Annotated in this window: 19 protein-coding genes; 13 read left to right on the top strand and 6 right to left on the bottom strand. The window is 46.2% G+C overall.

The features are described 5' to 3' along the window. Nucleotides 1-86: 86 nt before the first annotated feature. Nucleotides 87-515, bottom strand: a complete 429-nt coding sequence (locus MiSe_RS11935) for a CAAD domain-containing protein (protein ID WP_226579264.1) — start codon at nt 513-515, stop codon at nt 87-89. Nucleotides 516-740: 225 nt separating this feature from the next. On the opposite strand from MiSe_RS11935, the gene nadA reads away from it, so the two are divergent. The 8 genes from nadA to MiSe_RS11975 all read left to right on the top strand — a co-directional run bounded on the left by nadA (nt 741) and on the right by MiSe_RS11975 (nt 7,625). Continuing rightward, complete coding sequence (gene nadA / locus MiSe_RS11940) at nt 741-1,715, top strand: quinolinate synthase NadA (protein WP_226579267.1); 975 nt, start codon at nt 741-743, stop codon at nt 1,713-1,715. 72 nt (nt 1,716-1,787) lie between these two features. Beyond that, on the top strand, nt 1,788-2,396 hold the full coding sequence (locus MiSe_RS11945) for a TIGR04282 family arsenosugar biosynthesis glycosyltransferase (protein ID WP_226579270.1): 609 nt from the start codon (nt 1,788-1,790) through the stop codon (nt 2,394-2,396). Nucleotides 2,397-2,448: 52 nt separating this feature from the next. After that, nucleotides 2,449-3,144: a TIGR04283 family arsenosugar biosynthesis glycosyltransferase gene (locus MiSe_RS11950; RefSeq protein ID WP_226579272.1), complete on the top strand. Its 696-nt coding sequence runs from the start codon at nt 2,449-2,451 to the stop codon at nt 3,142-3,144. 182 nt (nt 3,145-3,326) lie between these two features. Continuing rightward, nucleotides 3,327-4,811 carry a TldD/PmbA family protein gene (locus tag MiSe_RS11955; RefSeq protein WP_226579275.1) on the top strand — a complete coding sequence of 495 codons (1,485 nt, stop codon included), beginning with the start codon at nt 3,327-3,329 and terminating at the stop codon, nt 4,809-4,811. A gap of 214 nt (nt 4,812-5,025) precedes the next feature. After that, on the top strand, nt 5,026-6,360 hold the full coding sequence (locus MiSe_RS11960; protein ID WP_226579278.1) for a TldD/PmbA family protein: 1,335 nt from the start codon (nt 5,026-5,028) through the stop codon (nt 6,358-6,360). 42 nt (nt 6,361-6,402) lie between these two features. Next, nucleotides 6,403-6,693, top strand: a complete 291-nt coding sequence (locus tag MiSe_RS11965) for a type II toxin-antitoxin system RelE family toxin (protein ID WP_226579281.1) — start codon at nt 6,403-6,405, stop codon at nt 6,691-6,693. Next, nucleotides 6,690-7,013: a hypothetical protein gene (locus MiSe_RS11970; protein WP_226579284.1), complete on the top strand. Its 324-nt coding sequence runs from the start codon at nt 6,690-6,692 to the stop codon at nt 7,011-7,013. Before MiSe_RS11965 ends, MiSe_RS11970 begins: the two co-directional genes overlap by 4 nt. Before the next feature lie 6 nt (nt 7,014-7,019). Further along, nucleotides 7,020-7,625 (top strand): hypothetical protein, encoded by a 606-nt coding sequence (locus MiSe_RS11975; protein ID WP_226579286.1) that lies wholly within the window; start codon nt 7,020-7,022, stop codon nt 7,623-7,625. A 151-nt stretch (nt 7,626-7,776) separates the two neighbouring features. On the opposite strand, the gene MiSe_RS11980 is transcribed toward MiSe_RS11975, so the two are convergent. From MiSe_RS11980 to MiSe_RS11995, 4 genes are all read right to left on the bottom strand, one after another. Continuing rightward, the gene (locus tag MiSe_RS11980) at nt 7,777-9,564 is read right to left on the bottom strand and encodes a M61 family metallopeptidase (RefSeq protein ID WP_226579289.1); all 1,788 of its coding nucleotides are present in this window, start codon (nt 9,562-9,564) and stop codon (nt 7,777-7,779) included. Nucleotides 9,565-9,654: 90 nt separating this feature from the next. Continuing rightward, nucleotides 9,655-10,338 carry a Crp/Fnr family transcriptional regulator gene (locus MiSe_RS11985; RefSeq protein ID WP_226579292.1) on the bottom strand — a complete coding sequence of 228 codons (684 nt, stop codon included), beginning with the start codon at nt 10,336-10,338 and terminating at the stop codon, nt 9,655-9,657. A 248-nt stretch (nt 10,339-10,586) separates the two neighbouring features. After that, a complete protein-coding gene (locus MiSe_RS11990) occupies nt 10,587-11,873 on the bottom strand; it encodes an ATPase, T2SS/T4P/T4SS family (RefSeq protein ID WP_226579294.1) in 1,287 nt (428 codons plus the stop codon). 834 nt (nt 11,874-12,707) lie between these two features. Further along, entirely contained in the window at nt 12,708-13,838 is a 1,131-nt protein-coding gene (locus MiSe_RS11995; protein ID WP_226579297.1) for a HetZ-related protein 2, read from the bottom strand. A gap of 471 nt (nt 13,839-14,309) precedes the next feature. On the opposite strand from MiSe_RS11995, the gene MiSe_RS12000 reads away from it, so the two are divergent. From MiSe_RS12000 to MiSe_RS12010, 4 genes are all read left to right on the top strand, one after another. Continuing rightward, entirely contained in the window at nt 14,310-16,511 is a 2,202-nt protein-coding gene (locus tag MiSe_RS12000) for an ATP-binding protein (protein ID WP_226579299.1), read from the top strand. A 364-nt stretch (nt 16,512-16,875) separates the two neighbouring features. Then, on the top strand, nt 16,876-17,004 hold the full coding sequence (locus MiSe_RS50860; RefSeq protein ID WP_264196449.1) for a hypothetical protein: 129 nt from the start codon (nt 16,876-16,878) through the stop codon (nt 17,002-17,004). Between the two features lie 205 nt (nt 17,005-17,209). Further along, nucleotides 17,210-18,493, top strand: coding sequence for an RNA-guided endonuclease IscB (gene iscB, locus MiSe_RS12005; protein WP_226579302.1), 1,284 nt, complete (start codon nt 17,210-17,212; stop codon nt 18,491-18,493). 161 nt (nt 18,494-18,654) lie between these two features. Beyond that, nucleotides 18,655-19,365 carry an adenylate/guanylate cyclase domain-containing protein gene (locus MiSe_RS12010; protein ID WP_226579305.1) on the top strand — a complete coding sequence of 237 codons (711 nt, stop codon included), beginning with the start codon at nt 18,655-18,657 and terminating at the stop codon, nt 19,363-19,365. Between the two features lie 3 nt (nt 19,366-19,368). Here MiSe_RS12010 and MiSe_RS12015 read toward each other — a convergent pair whose 3' ends face one another. Then, nucleotides 19,369-19,533 carry a hypothetical protein gene (locus MiSe_RS12015; protein ID WP_226579308.1) on the bottom strand — a complete coding sequence of 55 codons (165 nt, stop codon included), beginning with the start codon at nt 19,531-19,533 and terminating at the stop codon, nt 19,369-19,371. A 130-nt stretch (nt 19,534-19,663) separates the two neighbouring features. Between MiSe_RS12015 and MiSe_RS12020 the strand changes: the two genes are divergently transcribed. Next, nucleotides 19,664-20,380 (top strand): CBM21 domain-containing protein, encoded by a 717-nt coding sequence (locus MiSe_RS12020; RefSeq protein WP_226579311.1) that lies wholly within the window; start codon nt 19,664-19,666, stop codon nt 20,378-20,380. Nucleotides 20,381-20,569: the final 189 nt, after the last annotated feature.

Genomic DNA, 20,569 nt, shown 5'->3' on the forward strand with positions numbered 1-20,569 from the left:
TTTGGCAATTGAAAAGCTCGCAATTAGCAAGCGAGCAATTAGCCATCCATACACTACCGATCTCTCGCGCACATGATATGAGTTGCTTATCCAACTACTTGTTGCTTCAAGTATTCAAACTGTCTGGCGATCTCTCGCCGACTATCCGCTGTGAGTAAATAGCGGTAAACAAACCACACCGAGTAGCAAATACCGATGAGTTCAAAGGTAGAACCTATTAGCGGTATATCGTTGAGCGCGTCCAGGATGCCGATAATTAGCCGCAGGGCGACGAGCGCTGCCAAAATTAGACCAATATTGGTAATCGGGCGTTGGTTTTGCTGGAAGAACCTACCCAAATAATCGGGTAGTTGCGCCAAGAAATCTTTGATTTGCTGACTTATACGCTGCCATTGATAGCCAGCTGGCGATTGAGTTGCAGGAGGTAGAAGAGCGACGGCGTTTGCTTCCGATGACTCTAACAACCTTTCTTCAGACTTGGTATCGACTTCGGAGTATTGCAATTGGGCGTCCATAGTTTTAGTTCTTAGCTAAACAATCTTTTTTATCAAGCTAACGAGTTACAGCCCCAATTAAATCAATCTTTAGCGAGAAATCAAAAACGTTTCGGATATTCCCATCAGGCGATTCGCGCGCCTTCGCCAACGCTACTGCTGGAATCCGCCACACCCACGCCCCACTTTTGGTAAAAAATACTATAATTACCTTAACACCTTCTGAAATCCAACAACTCAAAGCTTGTGTTTACGACCGCACTTCAAGCGCCACACCTCACCCACACCCCCGAAGAGCCCTACGACCTATTTGAGGCGATCCAAGAGCTTAAAAAAAAGCTAAACGCCGTAATCTTGGCGCATTATTACCAAGACTCGGATATTCAGGATATTGCAGACTTTATCGGCGATTCTTTAGAGCTTTCGCGCAAAGCTGCCAGCAACGATGCCGATGTCATCGTCTTTGCAGGGGTTCACTTTATGGCGGAAACCGCCAAAATCCTCACCCCGGATAAACTGGTACTTTTACCAGATTTAAACGCGGGTTGTTCCCTAGCAGATACTTGTCCCGCCGACGAATTTGCCGCATTTAAAGCCGCGCATCCCAATCATCTGGTAATCTCATATATCAACTGCTCGGCTGCGGTTAAAGCCATGAGCGATATTATCTGCACCAGTTCCAACGCGGTGAAAATTGTCCGCCAGATACCAGAAAATCAACCGATTATTTTTGGCCCCGATCGAAATTTGGGGCGGTATGTAATCGAACAAACAGGACGAGACATGGTACTGTGGCAGGGAGCTTGTATTGTACATGAAAACTTCTCGGAAAAGAAGATTGTCCAGTTAAAAATCGCACACCCGGAAGCGGAAATAATTGCACATCCAGAATGCGAACCCCCTGTATTGCGTCACGCTGACTACATCGGTTCCACGGCTGCTTTGCTAAAGTACGTTCAAGCGAGTGCTAGTCAAGCTTTTATTGTAGCGACCGAACCTGGTATTATTCACCAAATGGAAAAACGGGAACCGCACAAACGCTTCATTCCCGCGCCTCCGACGAATAGCTGTGCTTGTAACGAGTGTCCTTACATGCGGTTAAATACCTTGGAAAAGCTTTATTTTGCCATGAAAAATCGCGCTCCAGAGATTACTTTACCAGAAGATATCCAGGAAGCAGCACTGCGACCGATTCAACGAATGTTGGAAATGAGCGCATGAGGAATTTTAGATTTTAGATTTTAGATTTTAGATTGGGATAAAAACATCCATCTAAAATCTAAAATCAACAATATGAGTAGAGAACGCCTAATTATTTTTACCCGCTATCCAGAACCAGGAAAAGCCAAAACGCGACTAATTCCAGTTTTGGGTGCTGAAGGTGCTGCCAACTTGCATCGCCAGATGACTGAATATACAATTAGCCAGGTAAGACAACTGCAAACTGAGCATTTTGTCTCAATAGAAGTGTATTTTACAGGAAGCGATCGCGCAGCTTTCCAAAACTGGCTAGGCTCGGATCTAATTTATCACTCCCAAGGGGAAGGCGATCTAGGCTCTAGAATGGCACAAGCATTTGAAGCCGCTTTCACCAGCGGCATCGATTCTGCTATTATTATCGGTACGGATTGCCCCAGCCTGAACTCAGAGTTAATCGCAGAAGCGTTTCAAAAGCTTGACCAAAACGATTTAGTACTTGGTCCAGCAACCGATGGGGGTTATTATCTAATTGGCTTGCGTCGGTTAATTCCCGAACTGTTTGTAGGAATTAATTGGGGAACCTCTGAGGTATTTCAAAAAACAGTAGAAATTGCCAATAATTTAAAATTAGCTGTCGCTTACCTAACTTTCCTTTCCGATATTGACCGTCCGGAAGATCTGGCAAAATTAGGTAATGGGTAATGGGGTAAAAAAAAATAGCAATTAGCAAGCAATTAGCAATAAATTATTTGATATGCTAAAGGAAATAATTTCTATTATTATTCCGGTTTTAAATGAAGCCAGCACAATTAACAAAACCTTAGCTAGTATTAAAAAAGCCTCAAATATAGAAATTATTGTCGTAGATGGGGGAAGTGAGGACGAAACAGTTGCGCTCGCTCAATCCTTGGGCATAAAAGTATTATTTTCACCCCCAGGACGTGCAACGCAAATGAACCGCGGTGCAGCTGCTGCAACGGGGGATATTTTGCTATTTCTGCACGCAGATACCCGATTACCAAATAATTTCGATACCAGCGTTCGCCAAAGCTTACAAATCCAAAAAACCATCGCCGGTGCATTTGAATTAAAGATTGATAGCGACATACCTTCCCTACGTATAGTTGAGAAAATGGTGAACGTGCGATCGCGCTATTTACAAATGCCTTATGGCGACCAAGCAATCTTTTTAAAAGCCACAGTATTTAACCAAATCGGTGGCTTTCCCAACCTGCCAATAATGGAAGATTTTGAATTAGTCCGCCGCCTCCAACCTTTAGGAAAAATAGAGATTGTACCCGCTCCCGTGGTAACATCAGGAAGACGATGGCAGAAACTGGGAGTCTTAAAAACAACTCTAATTAACCAATTGATTATTCTTGGCTATTTTCTAGGAATTCCTCCGGATCAACTCGCTCAGTGGTATAGAATAAAACACAAAAGTCATTAGTAACGGCTTTACTCCCTTCTCGCCGCAACATTACCTATCTTCTTCTTTCTTCTTCTTCTTTCTTCTTCCTTCGCGTTCTTCGCGTCTTCGCGGTTCAATAAGAAAAGTTATAGACAAAGCGAGGACTCTTGTCCTGACTACAAACTGCTATAATACATGCACTTAGTGGCATAGAATTGATTATGGTACAAGCTCCTGCAAGAACCGCAACAGACTTAGCCGCTCTAGCAATCGCTCTAATTGAGAAAGCTGGATGCGAATACGGAGATGTGAGAATTTGCACGTATCATACACAAAATTTAACAGCGCGGGATCGCTCCCTATCCAACTTATCAGATCAAGTCAGTTCCGGTTTTGCCGTCCGAGTATTGCTAGACGGCGCGTGGGGATTCGCCGCCAGTCCTCATAAAACCCCCGCCGAAGTTGAACGCATCGTTGATTTAGCAGTAGAAATCGCCAAAGCGAGTCGCCTCACCCAGCAAAAAAAAGTACAGTTAGTACCAGTAGACGCTTATCAAAATACCTACATCACCCCCATCGAAATTGACCCCTTTACAATCCCAATTACCGAAAAAGCCGAATTACTCTTAAATATCAACGATCGACTGCTCAGTTATGGCGATAAAGGCATCAAAAAAGCTTATTCCTACCTGCAATTTACCCGCGAAGATAAACTATTTGCCTCCACAGTCGGGTCGGTAATCCACCAAACAATATATCGCAGTTTGCCTGGATTTGGTTGTACGGCGATCGCCAACGGAGACGCGCAAAGTCGCAACTACGAACGTCCCCCCTTAAATCTAGGCTACGAACATATTAATCCAGCAGACTTATTGGCTCAAATAGACCGAGTAGCAGAAGAAGCAATCGAAAAAGTAAACGCACCAGAAGCACCATCTGGAATCAAAACAACGTTAATTTTAAAACCAACAAACCTATGGCTAACTATCCACGAATCCGTCGGACATCCCACAGAATTAGACCGCGTATACGGGTATGAAGCAAACTTTGCCGGGACAAGTTTTGCCACAACAGACAAATTGAACAAATTGCAATATGGCGCACCTTGGATCAATTTTAAATGCGATCGCACCCAACCAGGCAGCCGCAGTACCGTCGCCTACGACGACGAAGGCGTCCCCGCACAAACTTGGTACATTGTCAAAGACGGCATCTTAGTAGATTATCTCACCGACCGCGAAACAGCTTACCGCCTCGGACGACCCAGCAGCAACGGATGCGCCTACGCCGATAGTTGGTCAAGCACTCCAATGGTACGCATTCCCAACTTAGGATTAGAACCAGGAAAAGAAGGGGATTCCCACACCGCCACATTAGAAGAAATGATCGCCGACACCGAAGAAGGCATATTAATCGACGGTACAGGCAGTTTTTCCATCGATCAGCAGCGGCGCAATTTCCAATTCGGCGGCGATGCCTTTTGGAAAGTAGAAAAAGGCAAAATAGTCGGAATGCTAAAAGATGTCACATATCACTCAATGACCACCGATTTTTGGAATAGCGTCGATGCAATTGGACCCGCCAGCGAACTGCAAAAATACGGAACGCATATGTGCGGCAAAGGAGAACCCATGCAAGTCGCACAAATGACCCACGCCTGCGTCCCCGCGCGCATCCGCAACATTCAAATAGGAAGCGCATCATAGGGAATTTTAGCGCGTTCCCAGGCTCCTGCCTGGGAACGCAGATTTTAGATTGGTTGACGCAGAAAACCGCATCTCATCTACCATCTCTCTCTACTCTTCCCTCTGCGTCCTCTGCGGTTCAATTAAATAGTCTTCAAATCCAAGAAGAATCCACAACTCTAAAATCGTAAATCCTGCCAAATTACAGAATCGTTGCCACAACTACCACCTGAAAATGACTTTAGCCAAAGAACCAACCATACTGCAAGAAGATCGAGCAATCGCCTTAGTAGAAGAAACAATCAAAAAATCTTCTGCCGCCGGCGTATTTGTCAGCTTGAGTAGCGGCGAAGAATCCCTCAGTCGCTATTCAGAAAACCAGATTACTCAAAATCTCACTTGTACAAAGTTTAACCTCACCGTCACCAGTTACTTTGGTAGGCGCAGTGCTTCCGCTTCTACAACAGAGTTGGATACCGATGCGATCGCGCAAACAATCCAACGCTCCCAAGAACTAGCAAAAATTGCCCCAGAAGATCCCGAATGGGTACCGTTACTCGACCCTCAAACCTACGACCAACGTACCCCCGCCTTCGATCTTCCCACCGCCACCTGTTCCCCCTTAAAACGAGGAGAAATAATTCAGCGCGTCTGTCATTCCAGCGCCAAAGCAGGCGTCGAAGCTTCCGGTACTCTCAGCACAGAAGCAGGATTATTTGTCTTGGGTAATTCCCAAGGATTGAGAGCTTATAATCGAACTACAGAAGCGAATTTTGGTTTAACAATTCGCGTAGAAAACGGTTCGAGTTGGAGCGAACGAACCGCTTGGGGAATCGACCAATTACCAGTACAATCGATCGCAGAAGAACTGATAGACCGCGCCTTCGCCGCGCGCAATCCCCGCGACATCAAACCAGGGATTTATCCAGTCATTTTTAATAGCGCCGCATTTGCAGACTTACTCGCTTGGGTAATTTGGAATTTAGATGCGCGCGCCGCCGATGAAGGTCGTTCCTTCATGTCTCGTACCGACGGCGGGGGAAATCGTTTAGGCGAAGCAATGTTTAGTCCCCTCGTCCAAGTCAATCGCGATCCGGCGCATCCTTTACTGCAAACAAGTCCTTGCTTTAGCGACGGATTAAGCAATAACTATTTGGAGATAATTAAAGACGGCACTCCTAATATTTTATCATACAGTCGCTACTGGGCGCAAAAACAAGGGAAATCGCCAACGGGTTATTTCTCTCCCATTGTCATGAACGGTTCAGACCAAAGTTTAACCGATTTAATTGCTCAAACCGAACGAGGAATTTTAGTCAATCGAGTTTGGTACACAAATTATGTCAATCCCAAAACATTGGAAATTACAGGTATGACGCGGGACGGCACATTTTGGATTGAAGATGGGAAGATTGCTTACCCGATTAAAAACTTGCGCTTCAACCAAAAACTACCGGAAATGATGCGAGATATTGACATGCTGACTACTGTAGAACGATATAGTAGTAGCGTTGTACCCGGAGTAAGAGTAAAAGCGTTTAATTTTAGCAGCGTCAGCGATAGTGTTTAAACTGCTGGTGCTTTCAAGGTTGGGTAGCACAATTTCCACTCTATGTACGAAATCGAATACACACCACAAGCAGTAGAAGATCTGGAGTACTTCAAAAAGCACGAGCAAAAACAAATTGTGGAAGGCATTGATGTGCAGCGCTATGAACCAACCGGAGAAACCCGCAATCGCAAGCTAATGCGACCTAATAACATTGGAAGGGAATTACGGATTGGCGAATTTCGGGTTCTCTACAATGTCGAGCAACAGGTACTTATTGTAGAAATACAGCGTATTGGCGAGAAACAGGGCAATGCTTTTTTCTTTCGTGGCAAGCAGGAGGTTATTTCATGATAACTTGGAACTACCGTGTCTTTCAGGAAGCAAACGGCGATCGCATCATTCGCGAAGTCTTTTATGCAGAAGCAGGATCTATTGTTGCCTGCACAGAAAACGCCGTCGAACCAAAAGGGCGAACGCTTGAAGAATTAACCAGAGATATTGAATCATTTAAGCAAGCATTGATGCTCCCCACTTTAACCTTAGCTGATATTCCCGCCAACCAGATGAAACCAAATCGCTCTCAAAAGCCAAATAATAATATTTCCCATAAGCAACTTATAGCTGAACTTGGATTATACCACCCATCTGACGACATTATTATTGGAGGGTAAAAAACAATGTTTTGCCCAATGCAACTGGATTGTAAAACAATGACTGGGGTGATTTATAATTGCCCGAATTTGTCTGAATGCTTGCAGAATTCCACCCTAGACAGAATGGAAGCACTGCGGCTTTATTTTCTCAATCAGGGGATTCCTCCTGAAGATATCAAAATAAATGGGCAATCTTCACCCCTGCGTCCATATTTTCACAGACGCTTTGCTTACAACACCGATTATCAAACCAGAGATCTGATTATTTTTGGTAATCCGGTGGAATGGGACGAGGATCTAAACGATATCAAACCTTTCTATCAATTGAGTCTCGCTCAATTGCAACAAATAATTGAGCAAGGATTTGCCGATCCAGCAGCACAACAAAATAATTCACCAACGATTCAAGCATTCTTACAATTTGCTCAAGCACAAGCTAGCAAAGGATTTCAATTCGCATTTGAAGGCTACGCTATTAGTCCTTTTCGCGACGATTATCGCGTCAGCGTTGAAGGTATTATCTATCGGGGAAATTACCCCTATCAGATGCTTGTGGAATTTTATGAGTTTGTCGGAGAACCAGATGAAATTGACGTTCAGTCGCACTATCTGCGCGCCTGGTGGGATTAATCTACGCCGACACCCTGAAGGTTGCGGCTATACAAACGAAGCCCGCTTTAGCGGGCTAAAGCTTTTAAAGCCTGCGTAGGCAGGCTTTGTTTGTGTAGCGACACCCTTCAGGGTGTCGGCTACTCCCCACCGGGATTCTGTCGCGCAGATGTTAAACCTGTGACAGAGGTACTCCCAACCACCCGCTAAAGTTTTGTTCCTGAATTTGGCAAGGCTTTTCTACCGCTACCAGTTTATAATTATTAGGATGGGGAGGTGCGAGGGTAACGGGTACAGTCCGCAACTCATCTTGATGAAAAAGGGTTAGCTCGATTATATTACCAGGTTGGTAATCTTTTAAGCGATCGCTCAACCCCTCCGCCGTCACCCGAATTCCATCTATCGCCAGCAACTCATCCCCCGCATCCACACCCGCTAGCTGCGCCGGAGAACCTGCTTCAACAAACTTAATCACCTCGCGTCCGTTTTCTGCCTTCGCCGTCAAACCGAGGTGAGGCGGGTTATCCTCTTCAAACTCCGCTTTTAGCCGCAAACCAAAGGGTTCTAGGTACTCATCAAACGGCAGTTCATCCGTTCCATCAATATACCGCGCAAAAAAGTCATCTAAATTTATCCCAGCTACAGACTCGATGACTTGCTTTAGCTGTTCTGGAGTATAACCGATTTCCTCTTGGCCAAACTGCTGCCACATTTGGCGCATCACATCGTCAAGCGATCGCTTATTTCCCCACCTTTCTCGAATCGACAAATCTAGCAAAAACGAAACCAATTCCCCTTTCAAATAATAGGAAATCTGGCTATTATCGCTATTAGCATCCCGGCGATACAGCTTAATCCAAGCATCAAAACTCGACTCGCTTACCGGCTGAACTTTGCGTCCCGGCTTCGTTTGCAATAGGGTAATTTCCTTGCTTAAATCCTTCAAATACGCCTTCACGTCGTAAATTCCAGCTCGATAAGGAATCAACAAATCGTAATAGCTCGTCGTCCCTTCACCAAACCATAAAGAAGGCGTATAATTTTCTTTTTCGTAATCAAAACTCTCCAATTCTTTAGGCCGAATGCGCTTAATATTCCACAAATGGAAAAATTCGTGCGCCAGCAATTGTAGAAATCCTTTATACTTATCCTTAGCGCGAAAACCGAAGCGCGAGTAAATTAACGAACAACATTCCTTGTGTTCCAAACCCCCATAACCAGACCCAGATAGATGCAGCAAAAATACATAGCGATCGTAAGGCAAACCGCCAAACATATCCGCCTCTACCTGAATAATTTTTTTGGTATCCTGAATCATCTGGTCTACCAGATAATTTCCCTCACCCCAAATAGCCAGTTCGTGGGATTTTCCTAATACTTCAAACTCCCATAACTTATGGCAGCCAATTTCAAACGGACTATCGACTAAAGTGTCAAAATCTTTAGCAAAGAACGTATTAACCTGACCCTGTACCGCAGGTAAAGGCGTCGTCACGCGCCAATCTGGTTTTGCTGGTGCGATCGCAACCTGCATCGGTTGTTGCTCGAACCCTGGCAGATAAAAGAATAAAGCCGCACCGTTAAAATAGCCGTGAGTGCCATCCAAGTGATTGGTTCGCACCGACAATTCATTTGCGAAAATCCTATATTTTACCACAATATCAGCAACATTTGCCGTTTCAACTTGCCAATGATTTTTGCCTTGCTTGCACCACTTTAACGAACGCCCTTCCCCATCGGCAGCAGAAAAATCCTGCAAATGCTTGGCATATTCTCGCACCAGATAAGAACCTGGAGTCCAAACCGGCAGTTTTAAATCGAGTGTAGAACCCTGCCAATCGGTTACTTGCAAAGTCACCTCAAACAAATGGGACTCTGGCTCTGGCATCGCGACTTGGTATTGAATAGTGGGTGCAGTGTTTTGCCAAGTGCCGGGACGAACCGTTGTTGCTTGTGTCATTTTTCCTGAGTCATTGGACTGATGCAATTGCCCATTTTAGATCCCAGATTTAATTTTAATCTAAAATCTAAAATCTCAAATCTAAAATTGTTATACTTTTCCAGCAAGATGGTTGAGCTGTTTCATATTGAGCAGATGAATAGTTTGATGTGGCGGGTCAATTCTGAGCCAACCTTTGCTGTGTAATTTTTCCATAATTTTGATTGTTTCCTCTACACCGATTCCCGTCACTTGTGCTAAATCCTTAAAAGGAATGTTATAAATTTCAGTACTATTTCCATTCACCTGACCGTAGTTTTCTCCCAAGGAAACCAGCGTATTGGCTAACTTAACCGCCGGAGGCTGCTGGCGCAGTTGAATGCGGATGTTAGTTTGGCGCAGTCGCCGTACCATCAATTGCAACATGCGGTGGTGTAGCTGGGGGTCTTTAAACAAGGTTTGAATAAATCGCTGAGCGGAAATGCTGAGCAAATTCACCTCTGATAAAGCCACCACATCGGTAGAACGTGGAGATTCATCTAGAACTGCCATTTCTCCAAAAAAATCACCCCGTCCCAAAATTGCCAGCGTCGCCGCCTCCTCACCGGCGGTGCGTCGGACTTTGACCCAGCCCGATACTACGAAGTAAACTGCGTTACCCCAAGAGTCTTCCATTAAAACCGCTCTGCCTGCTGGATATTCGTGTTCGACGGCAACAGACAGCAGCCATTCCACGGTCTCTGGATTAGCAGCATTGAAGAGGGGGAAAAGTTCGCTAAAATCTTCAGTCTGCATGAAAGATCTATAGAAGAATCAACCAAAATGGGCGGCGGTGGCATCTTCTCCATTGTTGGAGCAAAGATTAGCTTCTACCATCCTAGTCCAGCTTGTATTCCTGCCATGACAAAATATAACGGTAAGTTATATCCATTCCTTTAGCATAGGTTTGGGATCGTGGGCTTTGCCCAAAGGCTTCAAGTGGAAGCATACAACCCGACATCATATCACCATTAGGCGACATCGGTAGCGCCTGTTTGGGGTGCTCAACTTGTGGTGGAATCGTCGAGGGGTCCGCTGGTAGTAATCTGCTTCATTGCTTCTAATTGTTGTTCGATGTTTTTAACTAGCTGACTGAGCGCTGGTAGTGCTTCTAGTTGTCCGCCTGTGAAGCTGGGATTTCTAGAAGTGCGATCGCGAATTTCATACACCTTACGCTGGAGTTGCTGAGCGATGTTGAGGGCGTCGCGACTGATATGTTCGATCTGTTGCTGTTGGTAAAACTTTAACGCAGCGCCTCGCAAAACTTGCAGCGTTGCTTCTTCTCCGTGAGTGGCAGGCATGACGCGCAATCGCAGCAACAAACGGTTTTTTTGATAGAGTCTTTCGATCTCCACCTGTTTCGGTTTGTCTACCGTAATCAGGGACATGTGGGTTAAGCGCTTCAACTCATTAATCACCCCTTGGAAAACACCGGGGTCGAGTCCTTGGAGTACCGACTGTAAAACGCCGTTCTGACTCCAGAGAATGCGACCTCGGTCTGGATGTCGCTCAAAATAAAGTCGCCCAATTCCTCCCATGAGGATTCGTCCCAGCAGTTCGTGGAGCAATTGTTGCGGCGGTAGGGTTGCCAAAACTTCCACTGGACTTGATAGGTGCTGTGGTTGGATTTCTAAAACGGGCGGGGTCGAGGCGACCGATGGGACTGGGACGGGGTGTGGCGGGGTTGCCAAAAAAGGCTTTTCTTTTACTTGAGGAGGTACTTGAGGAGGCGGCGCCACAGGCAAAGATTCGATTGCAGGAGGGGTCGTCATTTTTGGTGGTAGGTGTTCTGGGGGGAGTTCCGATTCTTCTAACTCATCTGGACTGTAGACGATCAGCGTCGGACGATCGTTCCTGCCACTTGGTTGCTCTTGCTTTTGGGAACTCTCCACCGTTCCACGTGCTGGTGTTTGAGGGTTGAATTGCTTGTGTTGCCCGGTATGGTTTAAGTAAGCCGTTAACGCGGCTTGATGTTTTTCCGCTGTAATTGGCTGCGGCATGAGAGAGCAATTCATGTATGCCAAAATGCGTCGAACGTAATCCAAGGCAGCGCTATCTTCTTGATTAACCATGCCCAGGTTTAGTTGGGTGCCCTTGAGGGACAAAGGCAAGACTTGATGATACAGGCAGGCTTCAAATGGCAGGATACTGTCAATTAATTGAAACATTTGTTCCGAATCTGCCTGAACCATAGATTTGCCTTGAGGAAAAGAAGATGCGTGCCGCTCGTTAGCGCCTTCGGGCTTAACTGGGTTAGTGGGTGAGAGCGCCATGATAAAATTTTTCACCATCTAGCATCCCCTCGCCTACCAAAGTTCTGTAGTGAGGGGGTTGGGTCAATCAGCAGAGCCTTCATCAAACCCGATTGCGGTCGTTGATCGCTCCTGCATCTAGGTTCGATGGTTTTACCAGCCCAATTGGCAGTAGCAATGCACGCCTAAGGATGCGAGCGCTACATTATCCTGTTTTTGATCCCACTTGTATTATGCGTCCGTTTTACCTTTGTACCTCGCAGGTTTTTAGCCTACTTTAAGTTTTTGGTAATCACCCGTACAAAGAAAGCTTAAGGATTAATCGTTTAGTCCAGCCACCGATCCCAAGGTTTTCTTTGGGGCAGTTGAGAGGTTTTTACGCATCCAGCCTGATGCCTCTGCCATTGCAGAGGAGAATTACTTGTGACTTGGTTATCCCTCGCCAACTTCGTACTGATTTAAGTACCCCTGTTTGGCGGAGTATCTACCAATTCTATTTTGGCTAACTTTTGGTAACTTTGTACAGTGTCGCGCCTCTACTCTTTTCCCTTTTCCAAGCCAAGGTATATATTTCTATATGCCCGCTCGCTCTCACCCCACCCTTAAATAGCGATGGTCAATCGTGGTTTTTAGAAAAATTTAACACTTTCAGCCATAAAGTAGTCAGGTATAAGTCAGTATTTGCACCCTTAACGCTCAAAAGAATATCTATTTTTGATTGGTTTGTCTATGATACATTCAAGAGTCTAAACCAATCTTTTTTTATCAGTATATTTCCCTGTGACAGCTTTTTACTTGCACAAGTTTGGCACCAAATTACTGAGGAGTTTGCCCCGAGGGGCGAAGAAATAGCGGTATTTGTCTGCGCTAGGGCTAAGAGGCATTCCGCAGGTCAAGGGCTGCTAGGTAAAGCTTACTCCATTCGCTCATAACTTGATTGCTTTTCATCTTCAAGGTATTGGCGATCGCATCGAAGCTTTTCCCAGCTTTTCCCAGTTCCAGTATTTGCTGCTGCACTGGGGTGAGCTTTTCCCAGTAATCCTGCCACTGGTGTGGCGTTAACCCCAGGTCATGTTCGGTCAGCGAAGTTTCTAGCCAACTAGCGACTAATTCGGGCTGGATTTTGAGCGCAAACACGCGGATGGCGTGGTAGCTAATTTTCTCGCGCAGTCGGTAAACTTCCTTAACTGGCTTGTTTAAAGCGCGGGCGATCTCTTCTTGGGATTTGCCTTGCAAGTACAGGTGCAGCCATCTAACTGCATCTGGTCCGAGTTGTTCCTCCAAATAGGTTTCAAATTTCTCTTTGACTTGGTTGCGCGCCGCCTGTTGTTCTTCTTGCGCTTGGGCTTCAAGATACTGGGCAATCGCTTGGGTATCCAGCAAGCTCACCGGGTTATCTGTATCATCCGGCACAACCTCTTCCGAAACCAGCCGCACCAGGTCGCCCCCCGGTACTTGGGTAATGCCGCCGCGCCCAGAACGACGCAGGTAGTTAACAAAACGATAAAGGATTAAAGGTTGGTTGCGAATCGGTCGGAGACAATATTCTTCAGTCGCCGCCAGCAGCAGCGCGTTCCAGAGGCTGGAGTTTTTGGTACATTGGGCGATCCAGGCGACTTGCTCCTGGAGGTAGCGATCGCTATTGAGCAATTCTTGGATTACTTCTTGCAAAACATCGACTACGGCACGCTGGCGATCGCGACTGAGGGCAACCCAAGTCCTAATTTTATTCCGCAACATCACCAAACTGCCCAGGCGAGTCATCAGATTGCGATAAGCTCTGTCTGGATTCACTCCCAAGTATCTCTGCCGTAAAATGCGGTAACGATAGTCCATCGCTTGCCAAGCAATTTCTAACTCGCTCTTAGTCAGCGAGTCATACCGTGCTAAATCTTTTCCCAACAGCCAGCGAATAATACTCTCGCGTGTTGCTGGGCTTTCATTTGGACAGTCTGCCACAAGGCGAGCGCGCCATTTTTGTGCTATTTCTTCAGCTAGTGTCATCAATTTGTCCTCCTGAACCCCCTACTAAAAAAGTGTGCCCCAGAACGTATATCAAATCACTCACCCATCAGGGTTAGCACCAGGAATTTATGGAGGGACGAGGGCAAGATAGGGAGCTCAAGAGCAGGTGAGCAGGTGAGAATGTATATTCAAATTCCCCTTTTGCACCTTTTGCCGCTCTGCACACCTGCCCCTTTTGCCCCTTTTGCACCTTTTGCCCCCGCTCTCCCTCATCCTTTGTGCAAACCCCTGCTAATTGAATATACGTCTGACCCGATTGCACTTATGCAGCATGGGGCAATAGGCGCTGTTAAATAAATCATCTACTTCATATCCCATCTCCCATGCCCCAAATTAGGTGTTTAAGATCACAATAAATTCGCGAGTCAACTCACGCGGCTTCTATGTGACATTTTGTTAATTTGAAGCTAGTGTTCCCAAAATAGTTATCACCTTGCCTCTTGTGAAATTATGCCTCCACAGCCAATCGAGACGCACCTGCCAAGATTAGGGCAAGATCCAGATATAATTGCCAATCAGCCGCAGTGGGCGCGAGCCAGCTTCGAACCGTCCGGGCGACTTTTCACCTGCAACGAAAGATTTTCTCAGCTTTGGGGACTTTCCCCCGATTGGCTGCTCTTGGCGCCCGATTGGCAAGAGGTATTTTCCCATTTGGTAAGGCGGGGCTATTGGGATCAGGAGCTATTGACACAAATCGTCACAGCACTAGATTTGACGGAAATAGAAACCCTTTCGTTCTGCATTCAGCAAAACAACGGCTACTGCTATGAAGTGTACGTCGGGGTTACCGCCGATGGAGGACGCCAGTTTGATTTTTGGGATATCAGCGGCTATCTGCGCCCGCAAGTAAATAGTAACCCAGAGGTTCGCCGCCTGACGTTTTTGTTGGGACTGATGGAACGGCTACAACCTGCTTCTGATTTGCGAGAAATCGGGCAGTTTGCGCTGTCGTACCTGGTAGAAGCAATGGGTGCAGCGTTTGGCGATGTCAAGGTGATCGGCAAGACTGGATCGGATCGCACTGCTGGGATGTTAATTAACCACATCTCTGGTCAATTTATTGCCACCCACGGCGAAATTGCGGTAGGGGAAATGCAGGCGGTGCTGAAACAGGGTATCCCCTACGGTCAAGGGTTACTCTGGGAAGTGGTGGAAACGGGAAAACCGCTGTTTGTGGAAGATTATCATAACCATCCCAAAGCACTGGGGGGATTTCGCCATCCTGGGATTGGTCAATTGGGTATCTTTCCCATCCCCAGCGCTGACGGTAGGATTATCGGCGTGTTAACCCTGGAATGCCGCACCCAGATGAAACTGCAAGAAGCACCGCAACAAGATATGCTGATGGCGGCTTGCCGCATGTTGGGGGTGGCGATCGAACGCGCCCAAGCAGAAGAGCGTTTGCGCCAGATTAACGAGGATTTAGAGCGAGCTTCCCAGCTAAAATCCGAGTTTCTCGCCTCGATGTCCCACGAACTCCGCACGCCGCTTCACAGCATTCTGGGATTTTCCGATTTGTTGAGCAGGCAAATTGGGGGGAGTTTGAGCGATCGCCAACTCGGCTATGTCCAGATTATCGAAAAAAGCGGTCACCACTTGTTGCAGTTGATTAACGATATTTTGGATTTGTCCAAAATCGAAGCAGGTAAGGTAGAACTCGAACTCGCCCCCGTCTCGATTCAACATCTGTGTACCGAATGCTTGAAAATGATCCAGCCCCGTGCGGATAAAAAGCATCTGGCGCTTTCGTTTGAACTCGATTACCGCCTACAGCAGGTCGTTTTGGACGAGCGTCGAGTTGGCCAGATGTTGATTAATTTACTCTCCAATGCGGTCAAGTTTACCCCCGAGGGTGGGTCTATCAAGCTCAGCGGTCGCATGGCTGATGGCGCCCAGTTGCTAAAACAATATCGCCCCGACCGCTCTTTGATCAATCCTAAAACTCCTTACCTGTGTCTAGAAGTCAAAGACTCTGGTATCGGCATTCCTAAAGATAAGTGGCACTTGCTGTTTAGGTCGTTCCAGCAGATCGATGCCTCGTTAACCAGAAGTCACGAAGGCACTGGGTTAGGGTTGGCGTTGACCAAGCGATTGGCAGAACTCCACGGCGGTCATGTCTCCCTCGAATCTGAAGAAAACCAAGGCAGTAGTTTCCGCATTTGGTTACCGATGACCGAGATGCAAAAGCCGCCCGTTATCGGCACTCAGTGGTCAGGGGATGCGGGTAAAGCACTATTGACCCAAGACAACAGACTGACCGCTGATAAACGGGTTTTGGTGGTAGAAGATCAGCCCTATAACCAACAACTCCTGACTGAGGTATTACAGTTAGAAGGTTACGGAGTTGAGTTGGTCTGCGACGGGCGCGCGATGCTGGAGCGAATTGGCTCGCCGCTGGTATCGCCGCAATCCCTGCCAAACTTGATTTTGATGGATATCCAACTGCCAGGGGTAGATGGTTTTGAACTGATCCGTCAGATTAAAGCTCACCCTTTGTGGCAGAAAATACCCGCGATCGCTGTCACCGCAATGGCAATGGCAGGCGATCGCGATCGCACTCTCGCCGCCGGTGCCGACGCCTACGTCAGCAAGCCCTTAAATATCGAGCAATTGCTCACTGCCATCCGTTCTTTTTCTGGAACACGAGGATAAAGATGTGGGAGATAAGGGGCAAAAGGGGCTCCAGGGGAATTTGAATGTACATTCTCCCCATCTCCCCTGCTCCCCATCTCCCCTGCTCCCCATCTCCCCTGCTCCCCATCTCCCCTGCTCCCCATCGCCTCTGCTCCCCATCTCCCCATCTTTCGGGGATGCCGTAAAAATTAATACTGATTTGCGTTGATTTCCTATAGGGGCACACTTTGACGGCAATCGCCCCTCTTTCTCAATGGCATCTCTCCCACAGGTCTGATTCTGATTGGGATAAATTTGTGTTTTAATGATTATTGGGATAATTGTTGCGTTTTGTAAAAAACTTTAATCACCCAGCCCCTAGGTATAATTCCACACAGTCAACATGGCGATCGACGAGGATGAAGCGGGTGCATCTACTGTTAGCGGCTGGGCGATTAACTCTCGCAGGAGTAGTTCCAATACCATATCAAAAGTGCGTCAAGAACTCGCCGTTAAGTCCGAAGGACTATAACGGGAGCTTGTGAAAGCTCTAACTTGACCAGACTAAGTTCAAAGAGAACTACGTTATTCAGCTCATGAAACCTACAGATACGTGCCAGTTTGTAGCTCTTTCGTACAGTTTTAAACAGGTCTAACGAGTTAAACCAGTGAGCTGTACTCAATAAGGTTGAATAACATTGTCGAGGCCAACTTAACCAGTAATGAGAGGTGCAGTAATGCGCGTTTTCGTACTAGATAAAAACTTAAAACCTCTTGACCCTTGCCATCCAGCACGGGCAAGAGAACTACTGAAAAAAGGGAGAGCTAAGGTATTTAAGCGCTATCCATTCGCTATTGTTCTGCAAGACAGGACTGTTGAAAAATCTACAGTTCATCCCCACCGAATTAAAATCGACCCGGGCAGCAAAACAACTGGTATTGCGGTTGTTCAAGAAGAGACGGGACCTGTCACAAACGCTCTAGAAATCTCTCACAGAGGACAACAAATTAAAGACGCCCTTGTGTCTAGGAGGTCATTAAGAAGAGGTCGTCGTAACCGCAAAACCCGTTACCGCAAGCGTCGTTTTTTAAACAGAACCCGCAAACAGAGTTGGCTGCCACCATCTCTTGAAAGTCGAATTGCCAATATTGAAACTTGGGTAAAGCGAATCAGAAAACTTGGCTCAGTCACCGCGATTTCTCAAGAGCTGGTCAAGTTCGACTTACAGCAAATGCAGAACCCCGAAAATAGCGGGGTAGAGTATCAAATTGGTGAACTGCTCGGCTTTGAAGTTAAAGAGTATTTACTTCAAAAATGGGGTAGGAAATGTGCTTACTGCGGTATTGAAAATGTCCCTTTTGAGATTGAACACATTCTGGCTCGAAGCAAGGGGGGTTCTAATCGAGTCAGCAACCTTTGTCTTAGCTGTCATTCCTGCAACCAAGCTAAGGGTAACAAGTCTGTTGAGGAGTTTTTGAAGAAGAAACCTGAAGTTCTTAGACGGGTTATAGCTCAAGTAAAAGCACCTCTTAAGGACGCTGCTGCTGTTAACACTACTTGCTGGGAATTGTACAGAAGACTTCAGTTAACGGGTTTACCTGTAGAGGTAGGTTCCGGTGGTCGAACAAAGTTCAACCGCAAGACTAGGGGTATAGAAAAACATCACTGGACTGATGCAGCTTGTGTTGGGGCATCGACTCCCGAACGCATACTTCTCAATGGCATTAAACCTTTAATTGTTAAAGCTAAAGGACACGGGAGAAGGCAGCGCTGTGGGACTGACCGTTACGGCTTTCCCATTCGTCATGCTCCAGCTCAGAAGTTCTTCATGGGATTTCAGACTGGAGATTTAGTAAAAGCAGATATCAAAACGGGCAAATACGCAGGCGTATACACGGGTCGAATTGCTATCCGATTTAAGCCAAGTTTCAAACTGACAACAGGAGGTAAGAGTTTTGACGTGCATCCCAAATATTTGAAAACAATTCACAAGGCTGATGGCTACGAATATGTATCTTGAAAATAAGGAAACGCTCGCGCTCAATTTTAATACTGGCGGCAATTCCCCAGACGCTAAACCATCGGCGGTACTCGCTACGCAAGGGTATTTCCGCGCAGGTTTAGCGTCCGCCCCCTTGCCGCATTCTAGGTGGAAATATTAATCAAATCCTAGCGGAAAAATTGCGGCTATTTGTCCCGGATCAATTCTTACGCCGCATTGCGCCCAGCGGTTTAGAATCGATTGAGTTAGGAAACGTTAAAGAAGAAGAAATCGCGGTTTTATTCGGCGATATTCGCGGTTTTACCGGCATTTATGAATCTCAATCAGCGGGAGAAACTTTTAAATGGCTGAATGGTTTCTTCACCCGGATGAATGTTTGCATTAATGCCAATAACGGTTTTATCGATAAATATCTCGGCGACGCCCTCATGGCAATTTTCGATCGCGCGGGACTAAAGGCGCAAGATGCTTTAAATGCGGCGGTAATGATGCAACAAAGCGTGAAGGAATTTAATAGAAATCTGGTCGATTACAATCTAACTAAACCGATTAAAATCGGCATTGGAATTGACACGGGGATTGCTGCTATCGGTGCTTTGGGTGCGGAGGGACGCCTAGACTCGACTGCGATTGGGGATGTGGTGAATACGGCGGCGCGACTGCAAGAGTTAACCAAGCATTACGGCTGTGGCATTATTGTCTCCAAGGCAACAATCGCTCGCTTAGATCGACCAGAGTTATTTTACCTGCGCTGGCTCGACCGCGTGACGCCTCGCGGGAAGCAGCAGGCGCAAGACATCTATGAAGTGCAAGGAATTGCAGCGCAGCGCGCGATCGCTGAACCTATCTTAGAGCCTGGAGTGCAAGCTTGGCAGGCGGGAACCATTTAGCTTTTACTTGCTAAAAGGCCAACCAGATCGCCGATCGTAGTTGGAAGCGATCGCCAATAACAACCCACCTAGTATAAACATTGGCAATGGCGGCGACAAGTGTTTCGCCCACTCCAACAGTTGTCCCAACACGAACAACAATAACACACTAGCCAGCCAGAGTTTCACCTTCTTACCTCCTCTCGGCGCCCAAGCGCCTACTACGAACGATAGTTTAGATTTTATCTCCTGTCCGGTTGGTAGGTTTCGAGTGGTAGAGTGTTACAAGGGAAAGTTTCGCTCTACTGGAGATTTTTACATGGACGTTACAGTTTCACCCGTCAAACTGAAATATGCGATCGCTCAATCTGTTGAAGTCGATGGCGTCAATATTGCTTATACCTATGTCAAAGTTAAAGTTCAAAATCTAGCAGCACCCAAAACTGTAGACATTCTTTATAAAGATTCATCAGGAGCGTGGCTAACCGCACCTATAGATTTAGCATCAAATTATGGAGATTATGACGTTTTTGAATCGATTAACGCTCCTTATGCCCCCGAATTTGCCATCAGATATACCGTAGATGGAGTTGACTACTGGGATAGTAACTACGGCGCTAATTATAAATTAGTCAGTAACAAGGATAATATCATAGGGGCTAATGTAATTCTGAATAAAGCTACAGTTAAAACCCATAGTTCTGGGGCTTTTTGGCTGGAAGGAGAAATTTACGTCAAGAAGATTTCTTTTAAGAAGAGAATTGGTATAATATTTTCAGGAGATGATGGGAAATCCTGGACAGAAACAAACGCCACCTACCAAGGGGTAGAAATAGAAGGAGCATATGACACCATCTTTAATTCGGCAATAGAAGTCTGGAAATTTAAAACACCGGCTCAAAATTATCCGGTTGAACCAGATTACTTTAGGTTGGCTGTTTATTATAAAAATGATGAAACGGGCGAAGCGTATTGGGATAATAATTTTGGGCAGGATTATAAAGTAAGCAAAGTGGACGGTTCGAAAATTGAATAATTAACTCAAGTTGCTAGTTATCTATCGAAGAGCGGCTAATGGCTAATGGCTAATGGCTAATGGCTAATGTCAGAAAAAATCATATATTAGCAATTAGCAATTAGCAAGCTGGCAACGCCGAAGCGTTAATTAAAAAAACCCGGTTTTTTAGAAAAACCGGGTTTCTGACGATTGCTAAAAGTTAAAATA

The sequence above is a fragment of the Microseira wollei NIES-4236 genome, assembly GCF_020521235.1.
GTDB classification, from domain to species: Bacteria; Cyanobacteriota; Cyanobacteriia; order Cyanobacteriales; family Aerosakkonemataceae; genus Microseira; species Microseira wollei.